Annotated in this window: 26 protein-coding genes; 14 read left to right on the top strand and 12 right to left on the bottom strand. The window is 69.4% G+C overall.

Going from position 1 to position 26,728, the window contains the following annotated elements:
• Nucleotides 1-20: 20 nt before the first annotated feature.
• Nucleotides 21-941: a LysR family transcriptional regulator gene (locus tag AC1HFW_RS13320; protein ID WP_006396090.1), complete on the bottom strand. Its 921-nt coding sequence runs from the start codon at nucleotides 939-941 to the stop codon at nucleotides 21-23.
• Nucleotides 942-1,088: 147 nt separating this feature from the next.
• Between AC1HFW_RS13320 and AC1HFW_RS13315 the strand changes: the two genes are divergently transcribed.
• The 4 genes from AC1HFW_RS13315 (at nucleotide 1,089) to AC1HFW_RS13300 (ending at nucleotide 3,806) form a co-directional block, all read left to right on the top strand.
• Complete coding sequence (locus tag AC1HFW_RS13315; RefSeq protein WP_479283781.1) at nucleotides 1,089-2,108, top strand: zinc-dependent alcohol dehydrogenase family protein; 1,020 nt, start codon at nucleotides 1,089-1,091, stop codon at nucleotides 2,106-2,108.
• Between the two features lie 187 nt (nucleotides 2,109-2,295).
• A complete protein-coding gene (locus tag AC1HFW_RS13310) occupies nucleotides 2,296-2,883 on the top strand; it encodes an NUDIX domain-containing protein (RefSeq protein ID WP_035361760.1) in 588 nt (195 codons plus the stop codon).
• 79 nt (nucleotides 2,884-2,962) lie between these two features.
• The gene (locus AC1HFW_RS13305) at nucleotides 2,963-3,298 is read left to right on the top strand and encodes a 2Fe-2S iron-sulfur cluster-binding protein (protein WP_479283779.1); all 336 of its coding nucleotides are present in this window, start codon (nucleotides 2,963-2,965) and stop codon (nucleotides 3,296-3,298) included.
• A gap of 166 nt (nucleotides 3,299-3,464) precedes the next feature.
• Complete coding sequence (locus AC1HFW_RS13300) at nucleotides 3,465-3,806, top strand: carboxymuconolactone decarboxylase family protein (protein WP_061074114.1); 342 nt, start codon at nucleotides 3,465-3,467, stop codon at nucleotides 3,804-3,806.
• Between the two features lie 37 nt (nucleotides 3,807-3,843).
• On the opposite strand, the gene AC1HFW_RS13295 is transcribed toward AC1HFW_RS13300, so the two are convergent.
• The 4 genes from AC1HFW_RS13295 to AC1HFW_RS13280 form a co-directional block, all read right to left on the bottom strand.
• Entirely contained in the window at nucleotides 3,844-5,145 is a 1,302-nt protein-coding gene (locus AC1HFW_RS13295; protein ID WP_479283777.1) for an MFS transporter, read from the bottom strand.
• Nucleotides 5,146-5,375: 230 nt separating this feature from the next.
• Nucleotides 5,376-6,578: a hypothetical protein gene (locus tag AC1HFW_RS13290; RefSeq protein ID WP_479283775.1), complete on the bottom strand. Its 1,203-nt coding sequence runs from the start codon at nucleotides 6,576-6,578 to the stop codon at nucleotides 5,376-5,378.
• Between the two features lie 14 nt (nucleotides 6,579-6,592).
• A complete protein-coding gene (gene fnr / locus AC1HFW_RS13285; protein WP_006396083.1) occupies nucleotides 6,593-7,321 on the bottom strand; it encodes a fumarate/nitrate reduction transcriptional regulator Fnr in 729 nt (242 codons plus the stop codon).
• Between the two features lie 123 nt (nucleotides 7,322-7,444).
• Nucleotides 7,445-7,876, bottom strand: coding sequence for a gamma-glutamylcyclotransferase family protein (locus AC1HFW_RS13280; RefSeq protein WP_116520316.1), 432 nt, complete (start codon nucleotides 7,874-7,876; stop codon nucleotides 7,445-7,447).
• Between the two features lie 152 nt (nucleotides 7,877-8,028).
• On the opposite strand from AC1HFW_RS13280, the gene clpB reads away from it, so the two are divergent.
• Nucleotides 8,029-10,635 carry an ATP-dependent chaperone ClpB gene (gene clpB, locus AC1HFW_RS13275; RefSeq protein WP_061074116.1) on the top strand — a complete coding sequence of 869 codons (2,607 nt, stop codon included), beginning with the start codon at nucleotides 8,029-8,031 and terminating at the stop codon, nucleotides 10,633-10,635.
• 115 nt (nucleotides 10,636-10,750) lie between these two features.
• Here the strand turns inward: clpB and AC1HFW_RS13270 are convergent, their stop codons facing one another.
• Both AC1HFW_RS13270 and AC1HFW_RS13265 read right to left on the bottom strand, forming a co-directional pair.
• Nucleotides 10,751-12,388: an S-layer protein gene (locus AC1HFW_RS13270; RefSeq protein ID WP_479283772.1), complete on the bottom strand. Its 1,638-nt coding sequence runs from the start codon at nucleotides 12,386-12,388 to the stop codon at nucleotides 10,751-10,753.
• Nucleotides 12,389-12,539: 151 nt separating this feature from the next.
• On the bottom strand, nucleotides 12,540-13,208 hold the full coding sequence (locus AC1HFW_RS13265) for a TetR/AcrR family transcriptional regulator (protein ID WP_241074754.1): 669 nt from the start codon (nucleotides 13,206-13,208) through the stop codon (nucleotides 12,540-12,542).
• A 160-nt stretch (nucleotides 13,209-13,368) separates the two neighbouring features.
• Here AC1HFW_RS13265 and AC1HFW_RS13260 point away from each other — a divergent pair, with 160 nt between their 5' ends.
• Genes AC1HFW_RS13260 through AC1HFW_RS13250 form a run of 3 tightly spaced genes read left to right on the top strand, consistent with a single transcriptional unit; the run spans nucleotide 13,369 to nucleotide 15,880 of the window.
• A complete protein-coding gene (locus AC1HFW_RS13260) occupies nucleotides 13,369-14,580 on the top strand; it encodes a Tm-1-like ATP-binding domain-containing protein (protein WP_479283771.1) in 1,212 nt (403 codons plus the stop codon).
• Between the two features lie 11 nt (nucleotides 14,581-14,591).
• Nucleotides 14,592-15,422 carry a phosphoenolpyruvate hydrolase family protein gene (locus tag AC1HFW_RS13255; RefSeq protein WP_116520312.1) on the top strand — a complete coding sequence of 277 codons (831 nt, stop codon included), beginning with the start codon at nucleotides 14,592-14,594 and terminating at the stop codon, nucleotides 15,420-15,422.
• A gap of 14 nt (nucleotides 15,423-15,436) precedes the next feature.
• Nucleotides 15,437-15,880 carry an SRPBCC family protein gene (locus tag AC1HFW_RS13250; protein WP_479283769.1) on the top strand — a complete coding sequence of 148 codons (444 nt, stop codon included), beginning with the start codon at nucleotides 15,437-15,439 and terminating at the stop codon, nucleotides 15,878-15,880.
• A gap of 52 nt (nucleotides 15,881-15,932) precedes the next feature.
• Here AC1HFW_RS13250 and AC1HFW_RS13245 read toward each other — a convergent pair whose 3' ends face one another.
• Nucleotides 15,933-16,901: a LysR family transcriptional regulator gene (locus tag AC1HFW_RS13245; RefSeq protein WP_061074122.1), complete on the bottom strand. Its 969-nt coding sequence runs from the start codon at nucleotides 16,899-16,901 to the stop codon at nucleotides 15,933-15,935.
• A gap of 149 nt (nucleotides 16,902-17,050) precedes the next feature.
• On the opposite strand from AC1HFW_RS13245, the gene AC1HFW_RS13240 reads away from it, so the two are divergent.
• From AC1HFW_RS13240 to crcB, 4 genes are all read left to right on the top strand, one after another.
• Nucleotides 17,051-18,517 (top strand): N-acyl-D-glutamate deacylase, encoded by a 1,467-nt coding sequence (locus AC1HFW_RS13240; RefSeq protein WP_479283766.1) that lies wholly within the window; start codon nucleotides 17,051-17,053, stop codon nucleotides 18,515-18,517.
• Nucleotides 18,518-18,551: 34 nt separating this feature from the next.
• Nucleotides 18,552-19,511, top strand: a complete 960-nt coding sequence (locus tag AC1HFW_RS13235) for a tripartite tricarboxylate transporter substrate binding protein BugE (protein WP_061074124.1) — start codon at nucleotides 18,552-18,554, stop codon at nucleotides 19,509-19,511.
• A gap of 124 nt (nucleotides 19,512-19,635) precedes the next feature.
• The gene (locus AC1HFW_RS13230) at nucleotides 19,636-20,190 is read left to right on the top strand and encodes an HdeD family acid-resistance protein (protein ID WP_241069712.1); all 555 of its coding nucleotides are present in this window, start codon (nucleotides 19,636-19,638) and stop codon (nucleotides 20,188-20,190) included.
• A 3-nt stretch (nucleotides 20,191-20,193) separates the two neighbouring features.
• On the top strand, nucleotides 20,194-20,586 hold the full coding sequence (crcB, locus tag AC1HFW_RS13225) for a fluoride efflux transporter CrcB (protein WP_479283763.1): 393 nt from the start codon (nucleotides 20,194-20,196) through the stop codon (nucleotides 20,584-20,586).
• Here crcB and hpnE read toward each other — a convergent pair.
• From hpnE to hpnC, 3 genes are read right to left on the bottom strand one after another with little or no spacing between them, the layout of a single operon-like run.
• Nucleotides 20,570-21,901, bottom strand: a complete 1,332-nt coding sequence (gene hpnE / locus AC1HFW_RS13220) for a hydroxysqualene dehydroxylase HpnE (RefSeq protein ID WP_006396069.1) — start codon at nucleotides 21,899-21,901, stop codon at nucleotides 20,570-20,572. The genes crcB and hpnE overlap by 17 nt on opposite strands.
• Nucleotides 21,898-22,761, bottom strand: coding sequence for a presqualene diphosphate synthase HpnD (hpnD, locus tag AC1HFW_RS13215; protein WP_006396068.1), 864 nt, complete (start codon nucleotides 22,759-22,761; stop codon nucleotides 21,898-21,900). Before hpnD ends, hpnE begins: the two co-directional genes overlap by 4 nt.
• Before the next feature lie 19 nt (nucleotides 22,762-22,780).
• Nucleotides 22,781-23,611: a squalene synthase HpnC gene (gene hpnC, locus AC1HFW_RS13210; protein ID WP_479283760.1), complete on the bottom strand. Its 831-nt coding sequence runs from the start codon at nucleotides 23,609-23,611 to the stop codon at nucleotides 22,781-22,783.
• Nucleotides 23,612-23,746: 135 nt separating this feature from the next.
• On the opposite strand from hpnC, the gene alr reads away from it, so the two are divergent.
• Both alr and AC1HFW_RS13200 read left to right on the top strand, forming a co-directional pair.
• Nucleotides 23,747-24,874, top strand: a complete 1,128-nt coding sequence (gene alr / locus AC1HFW_RS13205; protein WP_241069709.1) for an alanine racemase — start codon at nucleotides 23,747-23,749, stop codon at nucleotides 24,872-24,874.
• 224 nt (nucleotides 24,875-25,098) lie between these two features.
• Nucleotides 25,099-25,818 carry an SDR family oxidoreductase gene (locus AC1HFW_RS13200; protein ID WP_006396065.1) on the top strand — a complete coding sequence of 240 codons (720 nt, stop codon included), beginning with the start codon at nucleotides 25,099-25,101 and terminating at the stop codon, nucleotides 25,816-25,818.
• Between the two features lie 109 nt (nucleotides 25,819-25,927).
• On the opposite strand, the gene hpaI is transcribed toward AC1HFW_RS13200, so the two are convergent.
• Nucleotides 25,928-26,728, bottom strand: coding sequence for a 4-hydroxy-2-oxoheptanedioate aldolase (hpaI, locus tag AC1HFW_RS13195; RefSeq protein ID WP_061074130.1), 801 nt, complete (start codon nucleotides 26,726-26,728; stop codon nucleotides 25,928-25,930).

Here is a 26,728-nt window from a genome sequence, read left to right as displayed (position 1 = left end):
TTGCGCGGCCCGCGCAGCCGCTATTTCGCCAGCATCGCCGGCACCCGCGCCGCCAGCGCGTCGATCGCGGCGCGCGTCTTGGACGGCAGGTAGCGCGCCTGCGGCCAGACCGCATGCACGTCCTGCGCCGCCATCCGGTCGCCGTGCATCAGCACATCCAGTTCGCCGGTGCGCACGTAGTGCGTCAGCATCCAGCAAGGCAGCCACGCCAGCCCGGCGCCCGCGATGGCGGCGTCGGCGATGGCCTGCAGGTCGTCCAGCCGCAGCCGCGGCGGCAGGTGCAGCTGGATCACCTGGCCGTCCTGCCCCATCACCGACCAGCCTTTCTCGACGCCGCCGTGGGCATAGACCACGCCGGCGTGCTGGCGCATCTCGTCCAGCGTGACGGGGCGTCCGTGCGCGGCGATGTAGGCCGGCGAGGCGCCGATGCCCATGGTCTGCAGGCCCAGCCGGCGCGCCGCCAGGCTGGAACTGTCGGGCAGCGGGCCGATGCGGATGCCCAGGTCGTAGCCTTCCTCGATCAGGTCCACCACGCGGTCGTTGAAGGAAATATCGATCTGCAGCTGCGGGTGCTGCGCGGCCAGGTCGCGCAGCACCGGCGCCACGCAATGGCGGCCGAACACCAGCGGCGCGCTGACCCGCAAGCGGCCCTGCGGCGAACGCCGGCCGCTGTCCAGTTCCGCTTCGGCGTCGTACAGCTCGGTCAGGGCCCGCACGCAGCGGTCGTAGTAGGCCTGGCCGGCGTCCGTCAGGCTTTGCTGGCGCGTGGTGCGGTGGAACAGGCGCGCGCCCAGCCGCGCCTCGAGCCGGGCGATCGATTTGCCGACCGCCGAGCGCGTCAGGTTCAGGCGGTCGGCCGCCAGCGCGAAACTGCCGGCCTCGGCGGCCTGCACGAAGACCTCGATGCCGCCCAGGCGGTCGTGGGAGTAGGGAGTGGCCATGGGGCTTTCCTGCGGATATTGGTTCCAATCAGGCGACATTCAAGTGAATAAATGCCGCCACTGGGTAGTCTTATTCCCCTATATCGTACCCATACCGCGCCGCCCTGTGTTGGGCGGCGCTCCGCAAATCACCCAGAGGACATCATCATGCAGGCATACCAGATCACTCCCGGCCAAGGCATCGGCTCGCTCCAGCGCGTGGCGCAGACGGCGCGCGAACCCGGCCCCTTCGAGGTGCGCGTGCGCATCAAGGCCGTCTCGCTCAACTTCCGCGACCTGATGGTCGCCCGTGGCGATTACCTGAAGGTGGCGGGCAGCCCCGTGGTGCCGGCCTCCGACGCCGCCGGCGAGGTGCTGGCGGTGGGCGCCGGCGTCACGCGCTTCAAGGCGGGCGACCGGGTCATGGGCGCCTTCCTGCCGGACTGGATCGACGGCGAGCCCACGCCCGCCAACACCGCGCGGGCGCCCGGCGCCGCCAGCGACGGCGTGCTGGCCAGCGAGGTCGTCTTCTCGGAGCATTCGCTGGTGGCGATTCCCGACTCGCTGTCGGACGAACAGGCCGCGACCTTGCCGTGCGCCGCCGTCACCGCCTGGAACGCGCTGTTCGTCGCCGGCCGCGCCCGCGCCGGCCAGACCGCGCTGCTGCTGGGCACCGGCGGGGTCTCGATCTGGGGCCTGCAACTGGCCAAGGCCGCGGGCCTGCGCGCCATCATCACCTCGTCCAGCCACGACAAGGTGGCGCGGGCCCGCGAGCTCGGCGCCGACGACCTGATCAATTACCGCGACCACTCCGAATGGCAGGACGAAGTGCTGCGCGCGACCGGCGGCGAAGGCGCCCACGTGGTTCTGGAAGTGGGCGGCGAAGGCACGCTGCAACGCTCGATCGCGGCGGTGCGCCATGGCGGCGCGGTCGGCATCATTGGCGGCGTCAGCGGCTTCGCCTCGGTGCCGGTGTCGCCGCTGGCGCTGATCGCCGGCAACAAGCGCCTGGAAGGCATCTTCGTGGGCAGCCGCAAGATGCTGGAGGACGTGACGCGGCTGGTCGATCGGGCGCGCATCGCGCCGGTGATCGACCGCGTCTACGGCTTCGACGAGGCGCCGGCCGCCTTCGAGCACCTGGCCTCGGGCCGCCACTTCGGCAAGATCGTGATCCGCGTCGACGGCTGAACACCGCGCGGCCGCCAGCGCGGAATTGGCGCGGAATTGGCGCGGGTCAGCCGCCGCGCGCGCGGCCCGCCGCCAGCGCTTGCGCGCCGCGGCCGTGACGCAGCCATGACGGGCGCGATGGTAAGCTGCAAGCTCTTCGCGTCGGCCGCCTTTGCGCGCCGGCGCCTGCCCCTTCCCACGCCGCGCCATGACCGACAAGCCCGATTCCCATCTGTTCGAAGAACGCGTCTCCAGCGAGCCCGCCTACGACGGCCGCTTCCTCAAGGTCCGCAACGACACCGTCCGCCTGCCCAACGGCCACACCTCGACGCGCGAGTACGTGGTGCACCCCGGCGCGGTGGTGGTGATCCCGTTGCTGGACGACGGCCGCGTGCTGCTCGAGCGCCAGTACCGCTATCCGATCGGCCGCGTCATGACCGAATTTCCCGCCGGCAAACTCGATCCGGGCGAAGACCCGCTGGCCTGCGGCAAGCGCGAGCTGCTCGAGGAAACCGGCTATACCGCCACCCAGTGGGCCCGCGCCGGCGCGCTGCACCTGGCCATCGCCTATTCCACCGAGATCATCCACATCTACTTCGCGCGCGGTTTGCGCGCCGGTCCGCAACAGCTGGACCAGGATGAATTCCTCGACGTCTTCAGTGCCCATCCAGAGGAACTGTTCGCGGCCTGCGCCAAGGGCGAAGTCACCGACGCCAAGACCCTGACCTGCACGCTGTGGCTGCAGAACGTGCTGTCCGGCGCCTGGCAGCTGGACTGGCAGGACCATCCCGCCTGAGCGGGCGCCGGCCTCCCAGGGCCCGCCCTGAAGGCCGGCCCGCGCCGGCGTCCCCACAAGACGAATGATTCCGCCGACCATGCCCGCCTTTCCCGTCCTGGTGCAACCGTCCGGCCTGCGCTTCGAGGCGAATGCCGATTCGACCGTGCTGGCGGCCGCGCAGGCCGCCGGCATCAAGCTGCCCAGTTCCTGCCGCAACGGCACCTGTCGCGCCTGCATGTGCCTGATGCTGGAAGGCGAGATCGCCTACCGCATCGAATGGCCGGGCCTGTCGCGCGATGAAAAGGAAGAGGGCTGGATCCTGCCCTGCGTGGCCCAGGCCCGTTCGCCGCTGGAAATCCAGTCGCTGCAGGCCGCGCCCCTCGAACCCGCGCCGCCGGCGCCGCCCCGGCCGCTGACGGGCGCGCGCCGCTAGGCCAGGCCGCCGGTTTGCCGGCCGTCCCATGCGGCAAGCGCCGGATCTCCGTTGAGACGAATCAGCATATAACCGCGATTTTCCAGCTAAATAATTGCTGTCCCGCAGCGCATACTGCCTCCATGGCGTCAGGCATCCCGCCTCGCCGTTTTTTCAGGAGCAGGACATGCTGGATTGGGTGAACTACCAAAAGGAACTGATGGGCCGCATCGGCGAGCTGGGCGCGCTGACGCCCGACACGCTCAAGGGCTACCAGGCGCTGTCGGCCGCCGGCGCCAAGACCGCGCACCTGGATGCCAAGACGCGCGAACTGATCGCGTTGGCGGTGGCGGTGACGACCCGCTGCGACGGCTGCATCACCGTGCATTCGGCGCAGGCGCTCAAGCACGGCGCCAGCCGCGAGGAAATCGGCGAGGCGCTGGGCGTGGCGGTGGCCTTGAACGCGGGCGCGGCGATGGTGTACTCGGCCCGCGTGCTGGACGCGGTCAGCGCGCATCAGCCGGGCTGACGCCAGGGCGCGCCGGCCATGCGCCGCGCAGGCGCCGTCAATCGTGCCGGTGCATGGCCGACTGATGCTTGGTGTCGCGCATGGTCGCGTACACCAGCAGCGAAATGAAGATCACGCCCGCCAGGTAGTAGTAGAACCACTCTTCGTGGCCCTGCTGCTTGAACCACAGCGCGATGGCCGGCGCCGTGCCGCCGAAGATCGACACGGTGATGGCGTAGGGCACCGCCACGCCGGTGGCGCGGATGTTGGTGGGGAACAGCTCGGCCTTCACCACCGCGTTGATCGAGGTGTAGCCGGCGGTGAAGATCCAGGCCGCGCAGATCAGCAGGAAGGCGATGAACGGCGAGCGCGTGTGCGACAGCGTCATCAGCAGCGGCACGGTGAGCAGCGCGCCGGCGATGCCGAAGAACACCAGCAGCGGCTTGCGCCCGATCTTGTCGGATAGCGCGCCGTACAGCGGCTGCAGGATCAGCGCGAAGATCAGCGACGCGGCGATCACGTAGGTGGTGACGATGTCGGAGAACCCGGCGGTCTGCCGCACGAAGGTCTGCATGTAGGTGGTGAAGGTGTAGAACGCCGCCGTGCCGCCGGCCGTCAGGCCGACCACGATCGCGACCTCGCGCGGATAGCGCAGCAGGCCGCGCAACGAGCTGGTCTTGGGCTTGCTCTGGCTGGCCTGCTTGTAGGAATCGGTCTCGGGCATGTCGCGCCGCATGACGGCGGTGATGATGGCCAGCATGGCGCCGATCACGAACGGAATGCGCCAGCCCCATTCCACCAATTGCTCGTGCGTCAGGAACACGTTCTGCAGCAACAGCAGCACCAGGATGGCGCAGAGCTGGCCGCCGATCAGCGTGACGTACTGGAAGCTGGAATAGAAGCCGCGGTGGTCCGGGTCGGCGATCTCGGTGAGGTAGGTGGCGCTGGCGCCGTATTCGCCGCCCAGGCTCAGGCCCTCGATGACCCGCGCCAGCGCCAGGAGCGCCGGCGCCGCCAGCCCGATGGACGCGTAGGTGGGCGTGACCGCGATGATCAGCGAGCCGACGCACATCATGCCGACCGAGACCATCAGCGACAATCGTCGCCCGTGGCGGTCGGCCAGGTGGCCGAACAGCCAGCCGCCCAGCGGCCGCACGATGAAGCCGGCGGCGAACAGCGTGGCGGCGTTCAGCTGCTGCACGACCGGGTCGTGCGAGGGGAAGAAGGCGGGGGCGAAGTACAGGGCGAAGGCGGTATAGGCGTAGAAGTCATACCATTCGACCAGGTTGCCCATGGAGCCGACGAAGATCGCCTTGATGCGGCGTTTGGCGTCGGGCATGTCGAGATACGCTTGGCTCATATCTGTCTTCCACGGAGACGGTACCCGCCTATCTTGCGCCTGCCGGCGCGAAAATGCACCCCCGCGCGCGTCCGGGATATTTGTTCAGCTTGGTGTCAACAATGATCGCGAGTCGGGCACGCGGCTTGCGGCCCCTGGCGCGGAATGCGGCTCGCGGCGCATTGCGCCGTGCACGGGGCCGCGCGGCTTTCCTGGCGGGTCTGGCGGTTGCGTTGAGTGGGGCGCGCGCCCTACTTGCGCGGCGGCTCGATCACCGTGCAGGCGGCCGCGCCGGCCGGCGCCAGGGCGTTCTCGCCCAGCAGCGCGCGCGCGCCGCAGACCGAGCTGAACATGCCCTTGTTCTCGTGGCCGACGCCGGTCACTTCGAAGCCGGCGCGGTGCAGCGTCACCGGCCGGTTGCCGCGCGCGGCGACGATGCGCTCGTATTGCAGGTAGGCGGTGCCGCGTGCCAGCCGGGTGGCGCCCTGGGCCTCGGCGCCGCAGGTCTTGTCCAGCAGGCGATGCTCGGGATTGTTGTCGGCGCCGCCCAGCAGGTAGGTCACGTCGCGCGCCGCGTAGCGGATGAACAGGCGCGTGTCGTCGGTTTCCTGCGCGAACGGGGGCAGCTTGTCGGTGCCGTACTTGTACTGGTTGTAGGTGGGGCAGATGCCGCGCTCGTAGGGCGCGTAGCCCTTGCCGTCGGGACGCGGGCGTTCCTTGGTCAGATACAGGTAGGACGAGGGATTGGCCACCACGTAGCGCACGGCGATGCCGTCGCGGCGCAGCGGGCCGTCGATCTGGTTCAGCACGGCATAGCGCTGCACCAGCTGGGCGCCGCCGGAGTGGCCGGCCAGCACGATGCCGGCCAGGGTCGGCAGGCGCTTGCGGTCGTCCAGGCTGCGCAGCAGGTCGTCGATCACCTGGAACGAGCTGACCGGCGCCGGCCGGCCATTGGCCTGCACGCTGTCCTCGCCGTCTTCCCAGCTGGACTTGCGCCAGGCCGCCATGCCGGCGTAGCCCGAGTCGATCACGCCGACGAAGCGCGGCGCCAGGATCAGGGTGTCGTTGGCGCGCGCCGGGTTGGCCGCCAGCACCGTGGCGACGGTTTCGTAATAGGCGTCGGCGTTGCGCTTGACCCCATGGAACACGATCACGATTTGCTTGATATCGCTCAGGTCGCCGCGCGCCAGGTTCCGGTTAGCATAGACCGGTACCTTGTAGCGGTGGCCGGGCTTGCCCAGTTCGAGCGTCTGCCAGCGCGGAATCACCACGCGCTTGGGGGCGGGCGCGGGCTCGTCGTAATCGTAGGGATCGGGCAGCGGCGTCTGCGCGCGCGCCGCCAGGGGCAGCAGGGCCGCCAGGGCCAGCGCCGCCGCGCCCAAGGCGCCGCGCGAGCGCGGCAGGCGCGGCGCCGGATGGGGCTGCGCGGCGCCGGGTACGGCTGTGCGGCGCATGGCGCGGGCGGGCGTCAGCAGCCCTCGTGGCCCAGCAGTTGCTTGAGCGCGGGTTGGTCCAGGATGCGGACTTCGCGCTGGTTGATGCGGATCAGGCCATCGCGCGCGAAGCGCGAGAACAGCCGGCTGACCGTTTCCAGCGTCAGGCCGAGATAGTTGCCGATTTCCTCGCGGCTCATGCGCAGCACGAATTCGGTCGACGAGTAGCCGAGCGACGCATAGCGTTGCGACAGGTTGAGCAGGAACGCGGCCAGGCGCTGTTCGGAACGCATCGAGCCCAGCGACGCCAGCATCTGGTGCGAGCGCGTGATCTCGCGGCTCATCAGGCGGCGGAACTGCTGCTGCAGCGAGGGCAGGTGGGTGGCCACGCGGTCGACTTCGTTCAGGCGGATCACGCAGACTTCGGAGTCTTCCAGGGCGACGGCGGCCGAGACGTGCTTGCCGTCGAGCATGCCGTCCATGCCGACGATCTCGCCGGGCAGGTGGAAGCCGGTGATCTGGATCTGGCCGGTGGCGTCTTCGAGCTGCGTTTTCAGGCTGCCGAAGCGCACGCCGTAGACGGCGTCCAGGGGGTGATCCAGCGAATACAGCGTCTTGCCCTTTTCGAGGCGCACGCGCTCTTTCACCAGTTCGTCCAGCTTTTCTACTTCGGCGGCTGCCATCCCGACCGGGACACACACGTGGCCCAACATACACGTGGAACAGTGGGCGGCATCAGGGGCAACGGGAACCCGTTTTTGCATACGATGACCTTTATAGTGCCCGGACCCGGCGGGTAGCCTGGAGGGGCTTAAAGCGTGAAGACAGGTCTCCATTGTAGTCCGTTGTTACTACGGGTGTCTTACGGGGCGTTTTGCAGCGCATTCCTACGGCGGCATCCGGGCCGGACGGGCCTGGCGGTAGGCGACCCAGTCGTCGCCGTCGATGTCCGCCGCCGTCCCGCGCCAGGCCGGGTCGATGGGGTAATACTCGCAGGCCACCGGGGCGGCGCCGGGCGCCAGCGGCCGCGCCAGCACCGGCCGGCGCACGAAGCAGCCGGGCCGCCCGGGCGCGTACTCCTCGATCTCATCCATCAGGGCGACCAGGGCCGGGTCGACCTCGTAGATGTCGCCCCGCACCCGCCGGCCGTCGGCCACCGGGAGCAACCCGGGCCAGTCGCCGAAATCCACCAGCATGCCGGGCACGGTGGCCGCGCCCACGTGGCGGGCCGGCGGCAGGCCGCGGCGGGCGGCGGCCTGCGCCAGGTCGTTGATTTCGCCCGCGCGTAGCGTGCCGTAGACAAAAACGTATATGCTCATAGTTCAGATTGTTGCTGCACGCGGATGTGTCCACGGACATAAAGCCATGAGGCCGGCGAGGTATTGAAATACTCGCATCCGGCCGCATATTCAGGTCATCGAGCCCGCCGGCGCGTATCGGTCAGGCTCACCAACAAGCCACAACGACCATTATGCGATTCGACAAACTGACTACCAAGTTCCAGCAAGCCCTGGCCGACGCTCAGAGTCTGGCCGCCCGCAACGATCATCCCTACATCGAGCCCGTCCACGTGCTGTCGGCGCTGCTGTCCGACGCCGATAGCGGCGCCGGCAGCCTGCTGGCGCGCGCCGGCGTGGCCGTCAACCGGCTGCAGCCGGCCCTGGACGCCGCGCTCAAGGCGCTGCCCCAGGTGCAGGGCGACGACAACGTCCAGGTCGGCCGCGACCTGCAAGGCGTGCTGACCCGCACCGACAAGGAAGCCGCGCGCCGCGGCGACACCTACATCGCGAGCGAGCTGTTCCTGCTGGCCCTGGCCGACGACAAGGGCGAGGCCGGCCGCATCCTGCGCGAAGCGGGCCTGCAGAAAAAGGCCCTCGAGGCCGCCATCGACGCCGTGCGCGGCGGTGAAAACGTATCCGGCGCCGAAGGCGAATCCAACCGCGAGGCCTTGTCCAAGTACACCATGGACCTGACCGAGCGCGCCCGCCAGGGCAAGCTCGATCCGGTGATCGGCCGCGACGACGAAATCCGCCGCACCATCCAGATCCTGCAGCGCCGCACCAAGAACAACCCGGTCCTGATCGGCGAACCCGGCGTGGGCAAGACCGCCATCGTCGAAGGCCTGGCGCAGCGCATCGTCAACGACGAAGTGCCCGAGACCCTGCGCGGCAAGCGCGTGCTGTCGCTCGACCTGGCCGCGCTGCTGGCCGGCGCCAAGTTCCGTGGCGAATTCGAAGAGCGCCTGAAGGCGGTGCTCAAGGAACTGTCGCAGGACGACGGCAGCAACATCGTCTTCATCGACGAGCTGCACACCATGGTCGGCGCCGGCAAGGCCGAGGGCGCGATGGACGCGGGCAACATGCTCAAGCCGGCGCTGGCGCGCGGCGAGCTGCATTGCATCGGCGCCACCACGCTGGACGAATACCGCAAGTACATCGAGAAGGACGCCGCGCTCGAACGCCGCTTCCAGAAGGTGCTGGTCGACGAACCCGATGTCGAGTCCACCATCGCCATCCTGCGCGGCCTGCAGGAACGCTACGAGATCCACCACGGCGTCGAGATCACCGACCCGGCCATCGTGGCCGCGGCCGAACTCTCGCACCGCTACATCACCGACCGCTTCCTGCCCGACAAGGCCATCGACCTGATCGACGAGGCCGGCGCCCGCATCCGCATGGAAATCGATTCCAAGCCGGAAGTGATGGACAAGCTCGACCGCCGCATCATCCAGCTCAAGATCGAGCGCGAGGCCGTCAAGAAGGAAACCGACGACGCCTCCAAGCGCCGCCTGGGCGTGATCGAGGACGAGCTCGAGAAGCTGCAACGCGAGTACAACGACTTCGAGGAAATCTGGAAGGCCGAGAAGGCCGCGGTGCAGGGCACCCAGGCCATCAAGGAAGAAATCGACAGCGTGCGCGCCGAGATGGCCGAGTTGCAGCGCAAGGGCCAGTTCGACAAGCTGGCCGAGCTGCAGTACGGCAAGCTTCCCGACCTGGAAGCGCGCCTGAAGGCCGCCGAAGTGGGCGCGGCCGAGGCGGCCGAGGAAGCCGAGGGCGGCGAAGGCCGGCCGCGCCTGCTGCGCACCCGTGTCGGCGCCGAGGAAATCGCCGAGGTCGTGTCGCGCGCCACCGGCATCCCGGTGTCCAAGATGATGCAGGGCGAACGCGAAAAGCTGCTGCACATGGAGGAATACCTGCACAAGCGCGTGGTCGGCCAGGACGAGGCCGTGCGCCTGGTGTCCGATGCCATCCGCCGTTCGCGCGCGGGCCTGGCGGATCCGTCGCGGCCGTATGGCTCGTTCCTGTTCCTGGGCCCCACCGGCGTGGGCAAGACCGAGCTGACGCGTGCGCTGGCCGAGTTCCTGTTCGACTCCGAAGAGCACATGATCCGCATCGACATGAGCGAATTCATGGAGAAGCATTCGGTGGCGCGGCTGATCGGCGCGCCGCCCGGATACGTGGGCTACGAAGAGGGCGGCTACCTGACCGAGGCCGTGCGCCGCAAGCCGTACAGCGTGGTGCTGCTCGATGAAGTCGAGAAGGCCCACCCGGACGTCTTCAACGTGCTGCTGCAGGTGCTGGACGACGGCCGCCTGACCGACGGCCAGGGCCGCACCGTGGACTTCCGCAACACCGTCATCGTGATGACGTCCAACCTGGGTTCGCAGCACATCCAGACGCTGGCCGGCCAGCCGTACGACGTGGTCAAGGAAGTGGTCTGGGGCGAGCTCAAGCAGACGCTGCGGCCCGAGTTCCTGAACCGCATCGACGAAGTGGTGGTGTTCCACGGCCTGGAAGCGCAGCACATCGAGTCCATCGCCCGCATCCAGTTGCGCCGCCTGGCCGAGCGCCTGGAAAAGCAGGAGATGCGCCTGGAGGTGACCGAGCCCGCGCTGGCGGAACTGGCCCGCGACGGTTTCGATCCGGTGTTCGGGGCGCGTCCGCTCAAGCGCACCATCCAGCAGCAGATCGAGAACCCGGTCGCGCGCTTGATCCTGGAAGGCCAGTTCGGTCCGCGCGACGTGGTGCCGGTGGACTGGCGCGACGGCAAGTTCGTGTTCACGCGCACGTTGCAGTAAACGCAAGCGCGTCGCCCATTCCGCTTGGGCGTGTGCAGAAAAAAGCCCCGCAGGCAATCGCCCGCGGGGCTTTTTCATTGTCCATGCGGCCTGGGTCGCATGGACGGCAACGGCGTTACTGCTTGACCGTCACGAACACCGGGTTCGAGTAGAACCACAGGTCGTTGTAGTTGCGCGCGTTGATGGCGTTGAAGCGGGCGGCGTTGTCGGCCAGGTCGACCTTGGCGTCCGGCAGCGGCTCGCCGTTGGCGGTTTCGCCGGCCACGTCGGGCGCCAGGTTGGTGCCGCGCAGGCGCAGGTACTGGCTCTTGTCGGCGGTCACCTTGACCTTGATGACGTTGTAGCCGTCCTTGTCCACGGTCCAGTCGTTGCGCGTGTAGCGGCCCAGCACGCGGGTGCTGGAGTTGGTGGCGTTGTCATACGCCGGCGTGCCGGCCGTGGCGCGCGCGCCGACGTCGCCCACGATCAGATCGACGTGGTGCACGGTCGGCTTGACGTAGGTGGGGTTGCCGCTTTCGATCGGGTACTCGTAGTGGTTGCTGTCGGGGCTGCGGAAGCGGATGGTGACTTCCACCTGTTCGCCCTTGGCCGCCGTCAGCTCACCGCCCATCTGCGCCGTGCCCGAGGCGCCCTGCGCCTGGAATTCGAGCGCGTCGATCAGGTCGCCGAACACGCCGAACATGCGGCCGCTCTTCAGGCCCGTGACCACCGCGGCCATGTCCTTGCCGTCCTTCCAGACGTAGGTCTTGGCGTACTCGCCCGGCGCGTAGCCGCTGCTGTACTGGCCGGTGGCGTTGACGCGGAAGTGGAAGTCCGAATCGGCCACGGTCCAGATGTGGCGGCCTTCGCCCAGCAGCGCGTCCCAGGTGCCGCCCAGCTTGGCCACCAGGTAGTCGACGCCGCCATAAGTGCGGTTGGGCAGGTTGGCCGGCGTGTAGGCCTCGGCGTAGCCGCCGCGGTCGGGTTCCATCTGGTTGCCGACCATGCCTTCGATGGCGAAGAAGATCGACGGCGCCAGGTCGTGCATTTCGCGCAGCTGGCCGATGGTGTATTTGCCGGCGTAGCGCGACGGGTGGTTCAGCAGCATGTAGCTGTCGGGGTGCTTGTCGCGCAGCCACTTCAGGGCCGTCAGCGAATCGGCGTGCGTGGTGTAGGCGCGCGTCTGGCCGGCCAGGTCGGCGACCAGTTGCGCGTCGAACAGGTTGGCGGCCTTGTTGGTGTACAGGTATTCGAACTCCGCCACCGCGCGCAGCGACTTGTCGGACATCGGGTCATTGGTGCCGATGCCGATGTTGACGTGGTCGTGCGTGGGCATGTCCCATTCGAACGACGAGAAGATGATCTTGCCGGCGTAGCGGCCCGCGGCCTGCGCCTGCTTGATGAACGGCACTTCGTAGCGCGCCATGCCGGTCGAGAACGGAATCGAGCCGCCGGGGATGTTGGCGCCGGTGTTGTCGCGCGCCGACATGCGCAGGTGGTTCGAGAGCGCGGCCCAGTCGAGTTTGTAGCGGTCGAAGGCCTGGTCGAGCACGCTTTCCAGCGTGGTCTGGGCGTCGTCGGACTGGATCGTGTGCACGTGCAGGTCGCCGGCGCTCCAGGCGCCGGTCTTCACCGGCGGCGTGGGTTCGGTCACGACCGGCGGCGTGCTCGCGTCGTCATCGTCGTCGCTGCCGCCGCAGGCGCTCAGCAAGGTTACGCAAGCCAGCGACAACGGCATCAGGGCCCGCCGCAGGCGGGTTACTTCGAACTGCATTCCATACTCCAGCGTCATGCGGGCCGCACAGGCGCGGCGCCGCGAAGGCCCGCACTATGCGGGCCGCGAGTGACGTGGGAATGACAGCTTGCTGTTAGCTGGCGGCGGCCGGGCGGCGCGCGCCCGCGGTGTTTTTCAGGGCCGGATGGCGCTAGCTTTTGCCGCGCGCGCTGGCCGGCGCCGCATCCGCCGCATCGGCCAGCGCCTGGCGGATGATGGCCTGCGCGGTCCAGCGCGCGACGTCGGTGACGGCCGGCAATTCCAGGCCCCAGATGTCCTTGAGCACCAGGAACACTTCGGTGCCGTAGACCAGCGACAGCGCCTGCGCCACGCGTTCCTGCTGCGCCGGCGGCAGCGCGTCCGCCAGCGGCGCGATGGCGCGCTTGAGGATGTCGACGCGATGGCCGCGCACCAGCCGCGGTTCGTTGCCGGCGCGGCCGGCGCTGGCTTCGGCGTGCTGCTGCAGCGACACCTGGATGGCCGCGCGCAGCGGCGCCTCGTGGGCCTCCAGGCGCGGATAGGCGAAGCGCAGCAATTCGTCGACGCGGGTGGCGGCGTCGGGCGCGGTCGAGTCCCAGGCCAGGATCGGCCCCAGGCTCTCGTCGACCACGGCGGCGATCAGCGCGCTCTGGCTCGGGAAGTAGCGGTAGGCGGTGGCGCGCGACACCTGCGCGTGTTCGGCCAGCTCGGCCACCGACGGCGTGATGCCTTGCGCCATCAGGCGCTGCGCCGCGTCCAGCAGGATCTTGCGCATCCGCGCGCGCGGCCCGTGCGGCGGTTCGCCGCTGGCGGCGGCCTGGCGGCTGGCGGGCGCGATCAGGCGCGCCGGGGCGGCGGCCGGCTTGCGCGCGGCGGTCGTGGTTTGACGTGAGACAGGTGTCTCAGTATGATTCTTTCGTCTCATTTCTTGATTCTACAGGGCCACGCGCCCCGGACATATATCGAGGCGCGCACCGAGTGTAGCCGCCCGCGGAGGAGTCATGACGCATTCGAATCGGCGGGTTTTCGTGGCCGCCACCTACGACACCAAGGGCCACGAGGCCGAGTATGTGGTCGACCTGCTCAAGCGCGACGGCCTGGACGTGGTCTCGGTGGACGTGTCCACCACCGGCGCGGCCAGCGCGGCGCGGGTGCAGGCGCGTGAAGTCGCGCGCAGCCATCCGCAGGGCGAGCAGGCCGTGTTCACGGGCGACCGTGGCAGCGCCATTGCCGCGATGGCGCTGGCGTTCGAACGCTATGCCGCCGCCAATCCGGATATCGGCGCCTTGCTGGGCCTGGGCGGCTCGGGCGGCACCGCGTTGATCACTCCGGCCATGCGCGCGCTGCCGATCGGCGTGCCCAAGCTGATGGTCTCGACCATGGCGTCGGGCAATGTCGCGCCGTATGTGGGCCCCTCCGACATCGCGATGATGTATTCCGTGACCGACGTGGCCGGCCTGAACCGGATCTCGCGCCGCGTGCTGGCCAACGCCGCGGGCGCCATCGGCGGCGCCTTCCGCCAGGCCGCCAGCGCCACGGGCGGCGACAGCCAGCCGGCCGTGGGCATCACCATGTTCGGTGTCACCACCGCCTGCGTGCAGCAGGTGACGCCGTTGCTCGAATCGCGTTACGACTGCCTGGTGTTCCATGCCACCGGCACCGGCGGCCAGTCGATGGAAAAGCTGCTCGACAGCCACCTGCTGTCGGGCGTGCTGGACCTGACCACCACCGAAGTCTGCGACTTCCTGTTCGGCGGCGTGCTGGCCTGCACCGAGGACCGCTTCGGCGCCGTGGCCCGTACCGGCGCGCCGTACGTCGGCTCCTGCGGCGCGCTCGACATGGTCAATTTCGGCGCCATGGATTCGGTGCCCGAGCGCTACCAGGGCCGTACCTTCTACCCCCACAACCCGCAGGTGACGCTGATGCGCACCACCGCGGAAGAAAACCGCCGCCAGGGCGAGTGGATCGCCGACCGGCTGAATCGCTGCGACGGGCCCGTGCGCTTCCTGATCCCGGAAGGCGGCGTGTCGGCGCTGGACGCGCCGGGCCAGGCGTTCTGGGACCCGCAGGCCGACGCCGCGCTGTTCGACGCGCTGGAGTCGCGCCTGGTGCAGACCGCCAATCGGCGCCTGGTGCGCGTGCCGTGCCACATCAACGACCCGCTGTTCGCCCGCACCGCGGTCGAGCAGTTTCTCGACATCGCAACACACTGAGGATTTCCGCCATGCCGCGCTTCGACCGTAACCAACTGCTGGACAAGTTCCGCGCCATGGTGCGCGACCGCACCCCCATCGTGGGCGGCGGCGCCGGGACCGGACTGTCCGCCAAGTGCGAGGAAGCGGGCGGCATCGACCTGATCGTGATCTACAACTCGGGCCGCTACCGCATGGCCGGGCGCGGCTCGCTGGCCGGCCTGCTGGCCTACGGCAACGCCAACGAGATCGTGGTCGACATGGGCCGCGAAGTGCTGCCGGTGGTCAAGCACACGCCGGTGCTGGCCGGCGTCAACGGCACCGATCCGTTCTGCGACTTCGACGTGTTCCTGGACGATCTCAAGCGCCAGGGCTTCGCCGGCGTGCAGAACTTCCCCACCGTGGGCCTGATCGACGGCACCTTCCGCGCCAACCTGGAAGAGACCGGCATGGGCTACGCGCTGGAAGTGGACATGATCCGCCTGGCGCATGAAAAGGGCATGCTGACCACGCCCTACGTTTTCAACGAGGACGACGCCGTGGCCATGACAAAGGCGGGCGCCGACATCATCGTGGCGCACATGGGCCTGACCACCGGCGGCTCGATCGGCGCCGAGACCGCGCTGACGCTGGACGATTGTGTCGCCGCCATCGACCGCATCGCGGCGGCCGCCTTGGCCGTGCGGCCGGACGTGATCGTGCTGTGCCATGGCGGTCCCATCGCCACGCCCGAGGACGCCGCCCATATCCTGCGCCATTGCCAGCATTGCCATGGCTTCTACGGCGCCAGCTCGATGGAGCGCCTGCCCACCGAACGGGCACTGACCGCCGCCACCCGCGAGTTCAAGCAACTGACTTTCTGACAGGAGTCTTCCGCATGCCGCACACCGTCTACACCAGCGCCATCGTCCAGGCGCCGCTGGCCAAGGTCTGGCCGCTGTTTCGTGATTTCAACGGCCTGGCGGGATGGCATCCCGGCATCGCGCAAAGCCGACTGGAAGAGGGCGGCCGCCACGACGCGGTCGGCTCGGTGCGCTACCTGTCGCTCAAGCCTTCGGGCTTCGTGCGCGAGCAACTGCTGATGCTGGACGACCCCGGCACGGCGCTGCGCTACTCGATCATCGAGACCGACCTGCCGATGCGCGACTACGTCGCCGGCGTCACCTTGACGGCGATCACCGAGAGCGGCGCCACGCTGGTGGAATGGTGGGCCGATTTCCGCGTCGAGGACGGCGCCGACCTGCAGGCGGTGGCCACCTCCGTGGGGCAGGGCGTGTTCGCCGCCGGCCTGGCCGCGCTGGACGAGAAGCTGCGCGGCTGAGCCACGCTTATCGTCATGGCGCCGCGGGCCCGCGCGGCGCTTTCGTTTCCGCTCAACCGCGCTTGCGTGTCGCGCCCGCCGCCAGCCGGCAACCGGCCGGCAGCGCCGCGCCGCGCAGGTAATCGCGGATGGCGCGGATCAGCGCCTCGGCCGCCGGGCTCAGCGCGTATTCCTTGTGGCGGATGATGCACATCGTGCGCACCACCGTCGGCCGCGCCAGCAGCGCGTAGTCCAGTTCGGGCTCCATCACGCGCTGCGCCGCCAGCGCGGGCAGCAGCGCCACGCCCATGCCCGCCTTCACCAGCGCCGCTTGCGAGGTGGTGCTGGAAGCTTCATAGAAGGGCGCCGCCGCCTCGATCGGCAGGTCCGCCCGGGCGCGCAGCAGCGCCATGATGCCGGTCTCGTCCACCACCCCCACCAGCTTGCGGCCAGCCAGGTCGGCCCAGCGCATGGCGCCGTCGCGGCCCGGCCTCAGGCTGGTGTCGTCGCGCCGGTACAGCACCCCGAAGCGGTCTTCCAGCAGCGGATCGAAATGCAGGCCCGGCGCGTCGGCCCAGCGGCTGGTCAGGCCGAAGTCGACCTCGCGCGTGGTCACCTTGCGCTGGATGCGGCCGGAATTGTCGTCGCTGAGGTACAGGCGGATGGCGGGATACTGCGCCGAGAACACCGCCGCCGCCGGCGCGATGAGCTGCGTGATGGCCGACGGCGCGGCCGCCACGCCGACGCGGCCGCGTTCCAGCGCGCCAAAGCGCACCACGTCCTCGATCACGCCGTCGAAGTCGGCCAGCAGGCGCATCACGCGCGGCAGGAATTCCTCGCCGGCCGCGGTCAGCAGTACGCGCCGGCTGGTGCGCGCGAACAGCTGCGTGGCCAGCGCGTCCTCCAATTGCCGCACCAGGCTGGTCACGGACGACTGGGTCTGGAACAGGCGCTTGCCCGCGTGCGTGAAACTGGATTCCTGCGCCACCGCGACGAACGCGGTCAGGTGCTTGAGGGTGACGTGCTTGGGCAGGCGATGCATTTCAAATCGAGATAGATGGATCAATAAAAACAATTTTTACAGATTGATCGGGCGGACGATACTAGGGGCTTCATCAAGCACAAGGGGCGCCCGCGGGCGCTCCGCGAGCGGCCGGCGTCCAAGCCGGCCGCCATCAAGACGGAAGTTGCATGCAGGAAAATCTGGATCTGGTTATTGAAGGCGGCTGGGTGATCGACGGGCTGGGCGGACCGCGCCGGCGCGTCGACGTCGGCATCCGCGGCGAGCGTATCGCCGCCATCGGCGATCTGTCGGCGACGCCGGCCAGCCGGCGCATCGATGCCGGCGGCAAGATCGTCGCGCCCGGCTTCATCGACACCCATGGCCACGACGACCTGATGTTCGTGGAGAAGCCGGGCCTGGAATGGAAGACCAGCCAGGGCATCACCTCGGTGGTGGTCGGCAACTGCGGCATCAGCGGCGCCCCGGCGCCCTTGCCCGGCAATACCGCCGCGGCGCTGGCGCTGCTGGGCGATTCGCCGCTGTTCACGGACATGGCCGCGTATTTCGGCGCGCTGCAGGCGCAACGGCCGATGATCAACGTGGCCGCGCTGGTGGGCCACGCCAATCTGCGCCTGGCCGCGATGCGCGATCCGGCGGCCCAGCCCACCGATGAGGAACAGCAGGCCATGGAGCGCATGCTGGCCGAGGCCCTGGCCGCCGGCGCGGCGGGCTTCAGCACGGGCCTGGCCTATCAGCCCGGCGGCGTCGCCGAGGCGGCCGAACTGGACGGCCTGGCGCGGGTGGCGGCCGCGCGCGGCGCGTTGCACACCAGCCACATCCGCAATGAGGGCGACGAGGTCGAGGCCGCGGTCGACGAGGTGCTGTCGGTCGGCCGCCGCACCGGTTGCGCCACGGTGCTGTCGCACCACAAATGCATGATGCCGGCCAACTGGGGCAAGAGCGCGCTCACGCTGGCCAACATCGACCGCGCCCGCGCCGACGGCGTGGACGTGGCGCTGGACATCTATCCCTACCCGGGCAGTTCCACCATCCTGATCCCCGAGCGCGCCGACCAGATCGACGACATCCGCATCACCTGGTCGACCCCGCACCCGGAATGCGGCGGCCAGTCGCTGGCCGAGATCGCCGCGCGCTGGGACTGCGACCCGGTCACGGCCGCGCGCCGCCTGTGCCCGGCCGGCGCGATCTACTTCGCCATGGACGAGAACGAGGTGCGCCGCATCTTCCAGCACGAGTGCTGCATGGTGGGCTCCGACGGCCTGCCCAACGACGCGCATCCGCATCCGCGCCTGTGGGGCAGTTTCACGCGCGTGCTGGGCCGCTATGTGCGCGAGGCCGAGCTGCTGACGCTGGAGGCCGCGGTGGCGAAGATGACGGCGCTGCCGGCGCGCGTGTTCGGCCTGGCGGACCGCGGCCGGCTGGCCGTCGGCGCCTGGGCCGACGTGGTCGTGTTCGACGCCGACACGGTGCGCGACCGCGCCACCTGGGACGCGCCGACGCTGGCCTCGGCCGGCATCGAGCACGTGCTGGTCAACGGCTGCCCGGTGTTTCCGGCGGCGCCCGAGGCGCACCGCCCCGGCAGGATCTTGCGCCGCGATGCCAGCATCGCGGGCGCGCCGAGTCTTTCCCCATAACAAGCAGAACCGATCCCCACAGGAGACAAACCCGATGATCCGCAAGACTTGCGTCGCCCTGGCGCTGGCCGCCCTGTTGCCGGCGGCCCACGCCGAATTCCCCGACCGTCCCATCACCTTGATCGTGCCGTTCCCGGCTGGCGGTCCCACCGACATCGTCGGCCGGCTGGCCGCGGCCAAGGCCGGCGAGATCCTGGGCCAGCAGATCGTGGTGGAGAACCGCACCGGCGCGTCCGGCACCATCGGCATGGCGGCCACCGCGCGCGCCAAGCCGGACGGCTACACCGTCGGCCTGGCGACCGTCAGCACGCATGGCACCGCGCCGCACCTGTTCCCGAACCTGGCCTACGATCCGGTCAAGGACTTCACGCCGGTCAGCAACCTGGTGACCAGCCCCAACATCCTCAGCGTCAATCCGCAATACCCGGCCAGGACCCTGGCGGAATTCGTGGCGCACGTGCGCGCCAATCCCGGCAAGGACGGCTACGCCAACGCCGGCGCAGGCGGCATCAACGACCTGGGCATGATCTGGTTCCTGCAGATCACCGGCGGCAAGATGAACAGCATCTCCTACCGCGGGTCGGCGCCGGCGCTGACCGACACGGTGGGCGGCGTGGTGCCGGTGATCTTCGACAACTTCCCGTCGTCGCTGCCGTACATCAAGAGCAAGCACCTGCTGCCGCTGGCCATCACCGGCGCGGCGCGCAACCCGCGCCTGCCGGACGTGCCGACCTTTGCCGAGCAGGGCTACAAGGACTACGACGTCACCGCCTGGTACGGCGTGGTGGGGCCGGCGGGCATGCCCGCCGACGTGCGCGACAAGCTGGCGCAGGCCTTCGCCAAGGCGGTGCGCGACCCCGCCACCGCGGCCAAGATGGAAGAGACCGGCGCGTTCCCGCTGGGCAACACGCCGGCCGAATTCGGCGAACAGATCCGCGCCGAGCGCGATCGCTGGAAGACGGTGATCGACCGCGCGCAGATCAAGCTGCAATAGCGCGCGGCGCGAACCCGCGCGGGCCGGCCGGTTGCCGCCGGCCCGGCGCGCGGCGCGGGGAGGGTCCGCGAACGGGAAATTTCAAATAAGATAAACCACCCGTTACGCGTTACCGGAGGTCGTCATGCTTGACTCGCGAGTCGTGGATCAGATCGGTCGTCACTGGGGTTGGGTGGCATTGCGCGGCGTCGTCGCCATCCTGTTCGGCCTGATGGCCATGTTCATGCCGGCGATCACGCTGTCGGCGCTGGTGCTGGTGTGGGGCGCGTTCGCGCTGGCCGATGGCGTGCTGGCGCTGATCGCGGGTATCCGCATCCGCGACCGGGGCAGGCCGCTGTGGGCGCTGATCGTCGTCGGCCTGCTGGGGGTGGGGGCCGGCATCGCCACCTTCCTGTGGCCGGGCCTGACCGCGCTGGTGCTGCTCTACATCATCGCCTTCTGGGCGCTGGTGGCCGGCGTGTTCCAGGTCATCGCCGCGATCCGCTTGCGCAAGGACATCCGCAACGAATGGTTCCTGGGGCTGTCGGGGCTGGTGTCGATCCTGTTCGGCGCCATGCTGGTGATGCAGCCGGGCGCCGGCGCGCTGGCGCTGGTGTGGGTCATCGGCATCTACGCCGTGTTCTTTGGCATACTGCTGCTGGTCTTTTCCTTGCGCCTCAAGCAGCATCGCGCGCCCTGAGCCATGTCCGTCTACCAGACCCTGATTCCCCTGAATTTCCTGGCCGTGGGGCTGGGCGCCATGTTTGGCGCCTGGGCCCGCTGGCTGGTCAGCCTGTGGCTCAACACCGGGTCCTGGCCCTGGGGCACGCTGGCGGCCAACCTGATCGGCGGCTATCTGGTGGGATTGGTGCTGGCGCTGGTGGCCGGCCATCCCGAGTGGCCGGCCTGGGTGCGGCTGGGGGCCATCACCGGTTTCATGGGCGGGCTGACCACCTTTTCCACCTTCTCGGCCGAGACCGTCGCCATGCTGGAGCGCGGCGCCTATGCCGGCGCGCTGGGCTACGCCGGGGTCAGCCTGATCGGGTCGCTGCTGCTGACCGGGTTGGGACTGGCGACGGTCAGTCTGCTGCGCTGACGCGCGGGTTCAGCACCCGCGCCGCTTCCAGGCCGCTGCGCACGGCGCCTTCCAGCACGCCGGGATAGCCGGTGTCGGTCCAGTCGCCGGCCAGCGCCAGCGTGGGCCAGGGGGTGCTGTTCAACGGCCGGGTCAGGCCCGGCACCGCCGCGAAGGTGGCGCGCTTCTCGATGAACAATTCCGCCGCGGCCACTTCCGGCATCGGCGGCAGCCGCTGCGGATGGCCCGCGGCCTGCTCGGCCACCTGGTCGATCAGGGCCTCGATGGCCTGGTGGCGGTTGCGTTCGGCCAGGCCGGTGGCGGCGCTGGCGACCACCGCCAGTTCGCCGGCCTGGGCGTCGCCGGCCAGCTGCGCGCGGTCGAACAGCCATTGGCCGACGTGGCCGCGCGCGGGTTCCTCGCGCAGCATCATCATGGGTTCGGGCAGCCGCCAGGGGCCGGCCAGCCGCAGGTTGAGCGTGGCGATCGGCAGGTAGTCGAAGGCGCGCAAGGCGTCCAGCAGCCCGGTCGCGCCCGCGGCGCGTAGCGGCGCCTCCAGCAGGCGCGCGGCGAAGGTCGGCGGCACCGCCAGCACGGCGGCGTCGAAGCGTTCCTGGTTGATGTCGATGCCGTCTTCCGACGGCTGCAGCTGGCGCACCGTGCTGCCGTAGCGCATGGTGACCTGGCGCGCGGCGGCATCCGGCCACAGCGCCGACAGGTCGGTGCAGGGCAGCAGCAGGTCGCTGTCCTCGCGGTTGCCGGCCAGGCTGTCGCGCAGCACGCGGGCGAACAGCCCGGCGCTGGCGCTGGCCACGGGGGTGTTCAGGGCGGCCAGGCAGAGCGGCTCCCAGACTTGGCGGATCAGGGCGTCGGATTGGCCGTGGTAGTGCAGCAGCTGCTGCACGGTCCAGTCGCGCGGCGGCGTCCAGGACATGGCGCGCAGGCCGCGCATCAGGCGCAGCGTGGCGAAGCGGTCGGACCACGACAGGCCGCGCGCGCCCAGGATCGCCACCGCCATGTGCAGGGGCGCGGGCAGGCGCGGCGCCGACAGCCGGAAGCGGCCGTCCAGGCTCGCCAGCCGCAGCGAGCGGCGCATCAGCAGGGCATCGGGGTTGCGGCCCACCCGGCGCATCAGCGCCAGCGTGTGCTTGTAGGCGCCCGAGAGCAGGTGCTGGCCGTTGTCCAGCGGCGACTCGAAGCCGTCGTGGAATACGCGCCGGGCGCGGCCGCCGGGCGTGTGGCCGGCTTCGAAGACGGTGACCTTGGCGCCGGCCTCGCGCAGGGCGACGCTGGCCGCCAGGCCCGCCCAGCCGGCGCCGATGACCGCCGCCTTCACCGCGCCAACCGGCGGACCAGTCCGCGTCCGCCGCCTACCCAGGTCTTCCACGCCAGCCACAGCTTGCGCAGCGGGGTCAGCGAGATGCGCTGGTGCAGCACCTGCCAGTTGTCGCGCTCGATCTCGTCGAGCAGCGCGTGATAGATCGCCGCCATCATCAGGCCGGGACGCTGCGCGCGCCGATCGACTTCGGGCAGGCTGCGCATCGCCTCGCGGTACAGCTCGCGGGCGCGCTCGGCCTGGAACTTCATCAGGGCCGAGAAGCGCTCGGAATACTCGCCATTCAGGATGTCCGAGGCCTTGACCTCGAACTGCTGCATGTCGTTGACCGGAATGTAGATGCGGCCGCGGCGGGCGTCGTCGCCCACGTCGCGGATGATGTTGGTCATCTGGAACGCCAGGCCGAGCTTTTCGGCATAGACCAGGGTGGCCGGATCGGTGTAGCCGAAGACGCCGGCCGACAGCTCGCCGACCACGCCGGCGGCGTGCCAGCAATACTTGCGCAGGCCGGGCCAGTCCAGGTAGCGGGTCTGGTCGAGATCCATTTCCATGCCGTCGACCACCGCCAGCAGGCGTTCGCGCGTGATCGAACAGCTCTGCAGGTGCGGCAGCAGCGCGCGGGTCACGGGATGGTCGGGCTTGCCGTCGAACATCTGGTCGACCTGCGTGCGCCACCACGCCAGCTTGATGCGCGCCAGCGACGGATCGGTGCATTCGTCCACCACGTCGTCGACCTCGCGGCAATAGGCGTACAGCGCCGTGATGGCGCGACGCCGCTCGGGCGGCAGGAACAGGAAGGAATAGTAGAAGCTGGAACCGCTCTTGGCGGCTTTCTCCTGGCAGTACTCGTCAGGGGTCATAGTTGGCAGGGCCGTTTACTTACTTGATTGAGCGCCACAGCATGATGGCCCAGTCCTTGGCGCCCAATTCGGGTCGGTTCATGAATACATCGTAGCCGCACGCCTCGATCCGTTCCAGCACGCGCAGCCCGCCTTGCACCACCAGGCGCAGCTCCAGGCCGATGCGGCCCGGCAGGCGGCGCGCCAGCGGAGCGCCGAAGTGTAGCAGCGCGCGGGTCCGTTCGACCTGGAACGCCATCAGCGCGCGCCAGGCCGGCGTCAGGCGGGCGGCCGCCAGGTCTTCTTCCGAGACGCCGAAGCGGCGCAGGTCTTCCTGCGGCAGGTAGACGCGGTGCTTGTGCCAATCGACCCGCACATCCTGCCAGAAGTTCACCAGTTGCAGCCCGGTGCAGATGGCGTCCGACTGCTCGACATTCCGGGGATCGGCGGCCTCGAACAGGTGCAGCATCAACCGCCCGACCGGGTTGGCCGAGCGGGTGCAGTAGTCGGCCAGCGTGGCGTAGTCGTCGTAGCGCTTGACGCTGATGTCCTGCTCGAAGGCCGACAGCAGGTCGTAGAACGGCGTGATGGGCAGCTGGTGGCGGGCGATGGTGGCGGCCAGCGGCACGAAAATGCCGGCCAGCGCCGGCGCGCCGGGCGCGGGCGTGGCGCCAGGTTCGGCGCCGATGCGGTGCAGTTCGGCGCGGCAGGCCGCCAGTTGGGCCAGCCGTTCGTCGTCGCTGGCGCTGCCTTCGTCGGCGATGTCATCCGCCGCGCGGGCAAACCGGTACAGATCGGTCACGGCGCCGCGCAGCCTGCGCGGCAGCAGCAGCGAGGCGACGGGAAAATTCTCGTAGTGATCGATGGGCATGGTCTGGTCCTGCTTTCTGACTGCGGTCTGGCCGCGAGGGCCGGATCCCGGTCATTTTAGAGTACGTGCGGCGCCGCGGCCCCGCGCCGCCGACACGCCGATCAGTTAGACTTAAGCGCCACAGGATCTCATACCATGCCCCGCCCAATTTCAGCCACCGTTTCCGTTTCCGCCCTGGCCCACAACTTGGCCGCCGTGCGCAGCCACCTCGACCAGACCGCCGCCGCGGCCGCCGGCCTGCCGCCGTCGATCTGGGCGGTGATCAAGGCCAACGCCTACGGCCACGGCATCGAGCAGGCCGTCGCCGGTTTTTCCAAGGCGCAGGGGCTGGCCATGCTGGACCTGGACGAGGCCGTGCGCTGCCGCGAGGCCGGTTGGGGCGGCCCGATCCTGCTGCTCGAAGGCTTCTTCAATCCGTCCGATCTCGAGATCGTCGACCGCTACCACCTGAGCATCACCGTGCACCAGCGCGAACAGCTCGACATGCTGGCCCGCGCCCGCCTGTCGCGCCGCGTGGACATCATGCTCAAGCTCAACAGCGGCATGAACCGGCTGGGCTTTTCGCCCGCCGCCTATCCCGCCGCCCACGAACGCGCGTTGCTGCTGCAGCAGCAGGGCGTGATCGGCTCGATCGGCAAGATGACCCATTTCGCCTGCGCCGACGGCCCTCAGGGCATCACCGAGCAGATGGCCGTGTTTAATTCGGTGACGCATAAGATGACCGGGCCCGTCAGCGTCTGCAATTCGGCGGCCACCTTGCGCTTCGCCGAGGTCGCGGTGGGTTCCGAGACCCAGGCGCACTGGGTCCGTCCCGGCATCTGCCTGTACGGCGCCTCGCCCTTCGCCGACGCCGAGGCCAGCACGTTCGGCCTCAAGCCGGCCATGTCGCTGCGCTCCGAGATCATTGCGGTGCAGGAACTGAAGGCCGGCGACTCGGTCGGCTACGGCGCGCTGTTCCGCGCCGACCGCGCCATGCGCGTCGGCATCGTCGCCTGCGGCTACGCCGATGGCTATCCGCGCCACGCCGCCACCGGCACCCCGGTGGTCGTGGCCGGCATCCGCACCCGGCTGGTCGGGCGGGTGTCGATGGACATGCTGATCGTCGACCTGGACCCGATTCCGGCCGCCGGCGTCGGCGCCCCGGTTTCGCTGTGGGGCGAAGAGGGCCCGTCGGTGGACGAAGTCGCCCTGGCGGCCGGCACCATCGGCTACGAGCTGCTGTGCGCCCTGGCGCCGCGCGTGCCGGTCACCCGGGACGCCTGATCCTTTTTTGACCAGACCCGGGGCACTTTTCCGGTCCCGGCCTGTCGGATGCCTGGCGGCGTCCGTTTTTTCGCCGGATGCGTCCGCCCGCGGCGGCAGGTGTCCGGCATGCAAGAATTGCTACGCAATTTACAAGACAGGTAACGCCGGATGGTGTCTACTTGAAAAACCGGGCGCCCAAGCGCCCGTTTTCGCCCCAGTAACGAACGACGAGGTTTCGATCCATGAAGGACAAATGCGTGCTCATCACGGGCGCCACCAAAGGCATAGGCTGGGCCCTTACGCAGCGGCTGTCCGACATGGGTTGTCATGTGGTCGGTATCGCGCGCAATACCGGAGACGTGGATTTTCCCGGCTACCTCTATGCCTGTGACCTGGCCGACGCCGGCCGCACCGAGGAAGTGCTGCGCGAGATCCGCGAGAAATTCCCGGTCGACGCCGTGGTCAACAACGTCGGCATCGCCTCGCCGCAGCCGCTGGGCGAAATCGACCTGGCGACCCTGTACAACGTGCTGGACCTGAACGTGCGCGTCGCCGTGCAGGTGACGCAGGCCTTCATCGAATCGATGAAGGTGCGCCGCGCCGGCCGCATCGTCAACGTCTGCAGCCGCGCCATCCACGGCGGCCTGGAACGCACCGCCTATTCGGCCGCCAAGAGCGCGCTGGTGGGTTGCACCCGCACCTGGGCGCTGGAACTGGCCGAATACGGCGTGACCGCCAACGCGGTGGCGCCGGGCCCCATCGAAACCGAAATGTTCCGCGCCACCCGTCCCGCGGGCAGCGAGGGCGAGAAGCGCGCGCTGGCCTCGGTGCCGATGAAGCGCCTGGGCACGCCGGCCGAAGTGGCCGCCGCCATCGCCTTCCTGCTGTCGGACGACGCCGGCTTCATCACCGGCCAGGTGCTGGGCGTGGACGGTGGCGGCAGCCTGGGCGGCCGCTCCTGATCGCCAGGAATTGGCCAGGCGGCGTGGCCCATGGCGGGCACGCCGTCCGTGGCTCAAGATAAAAAACGGCGCCCGCGGGCGCCGTTTTCTTTTGGCTGCTTGCCGAGGCTCAGTACGGTCCGCCGGCCTTGCCGACCGGCTTGAGGTCCTTGAACTCGCCCGCCAGCTTTTCGGCCGCGCGCGCCAGCAGCACCGCGTCTACGCCCACCGCCACGAACGTCGCGCCCAGCGACAGGTAGTGCCTGGCCTGGGTCACGCCGCTGTGCAGGATGCCGGCGGCCTTGCCCGACTTGACGATGCGGCCGATGGCCGCGTCGATGGTCCGCGTGACCTCGGGATGCTCGGGCTGGCCCAGGTAGCCCATGCTGGCCGACAGGTCGGCCGGGCCGATGAAGGCGCCGTCGACGCCGTCCACCGCCAGGATGGCTTCCAGCGCTTCCACGCCGCGCGGCGTCTCGATCTGCACCAGCACGCACATCTCGTCGTTGGCGCGTTCCAGGTAGTTGGGGATGCGGTTCCAGCGCGACGAGCGCGCCAGCGCGCTGCCCACGCCGCGGATGCCCGTCGGCGGATAGCGCACCGCGGCCACCGCCGCCGCGGCCTCTTCGGCTGACTGCACCATCGGCACCAGCAGCGTCTGGGCGCCGGTGTCGAGGATCTGCTTGATCTGCACCGGGTCGTTCCAGGCCGGGCGCACCACCGGCGCCACCGGATAGGCGGCCACCGATTGCAGCTGCGCCAGCGTGGTCTGCAGCGTGTTGGGGGCGTGCTCGCCGTCGATCAGCAGCCAGTCGAAGCCGGCGCCGGCGATGATCTCGGAGGTGTAGGCGCTGGCCAAGCCGGCCCACAGGCCGATCTGGGGCGTGCCGGCGCGCAGCGCGCGCTTGAATTGATTGGTCAGGATATCCAT

This window comes from Achromobacter sp. ISS7 (assembly GCF_056523125.1).
The sequence above is the reverse complement of the archived record's forward strand: the minus strand, read 5'-3'. Positions and strand labels throughout refer to the sequence as shown.